General features: G+C 66.2%; 2 protein-coding genes. Both read right to left on the reverse strand.

From position 1 onward, the window contains the following. Positions 1-468, reverse strand: a 468-nt coding sequence (locus tag IG627_RS20700) for a hypothetical protein (protein ID WP_193195223.1), incomplete at its 3' end; no start/stop codon positions are given. Positions 469-477: 9 nt separating this feature from the next. After that, positions 478-847: hypothetical protein (locus IG627_RS20705; RefSeq protein ID WP_226865509.1), on the reverse strand; the 370-nt coding region annotated here is incomplete at its 5' end.

Here is an 847-nt window from a genome sequence, read left to right on the forward strand (position 1 = left end):
GGCCACCCCCTGATCGATCTGTTCCTGGCGGCGCGCCTCCGCCGCCTCCCGTTCGGCCTTGTCGCGGCGGCGCAGGCCGACCACATCCTGGACCGACTTCCAGGTGAGTTCCCCCAGGAATGAAACCGCGTCTATCTCCTCCAGTCGGTTGGCAACCGGCATTTCGGAGATATTGTGCTTGGCGATCGCCGGGGCCAGGCGCGTTTCCGCCTGCTGGTAGATCTCCTTCGGGTAGTCGATACGGCGGTCCAGGGCCTTAAATCCGGTTTGCAGCACACCCACCAGGGCGCGGGCCTTCGACTTGGCCTGCTCCATCGCATCCGGTGCGACCTCCTCCGGCTTCGGCGCCTCGGTGGCCCCCTGCTCGCCCTGCGGCTCCTCCTCCGGCGTCGCCGCGACTATCTGCTCCAGGTCGGCGACATTCTGGTCGCCGGCCCCGGTTACTTCCTCGATATCAACCTGTGGCATAGCTGTTCCTCAAATGCTGGCGGCGACCAAACCGAGACCGGCCAGCAGGCCAATCCCAGCGATCACCAGGCCGGTTTTCGGTTTGGGTTTCGGTTCGGAGTCGGTAGCCGGCGCCGTCTGTGCGGCCGCCTGCTCGCGCGCCTCCAGCTCCGGCGACCAGTCTTCCTGGATCGCCGTCTGTTTGGGTTTCGGTTTCTCGCCGGCCACCAGGTCGCCTTCGATATTGGCCGGCGGCGTCGGTGGATCCACTTTCCAGGTGGTGGCCCGCCAGATATTCAGCTGTCGAGCCTTGCCGGTGCGCTGGTCAATACCGCAGTCGGGGCACCTGGTGTACAGGTGCGCGCCCTTGCGCTTGGCCTGCATCACCGCCGCCTGCTGG

This window comes from Microbulbifer taiwanensis (assembly GCF_014904815.1).
GTDB lineage: Bacteria > Pseudomonadota > Gammaproteobacteria > Pseudomonadales > Cellvibrionaceae > Microbulbifer > Microbulbifer taiwanensis.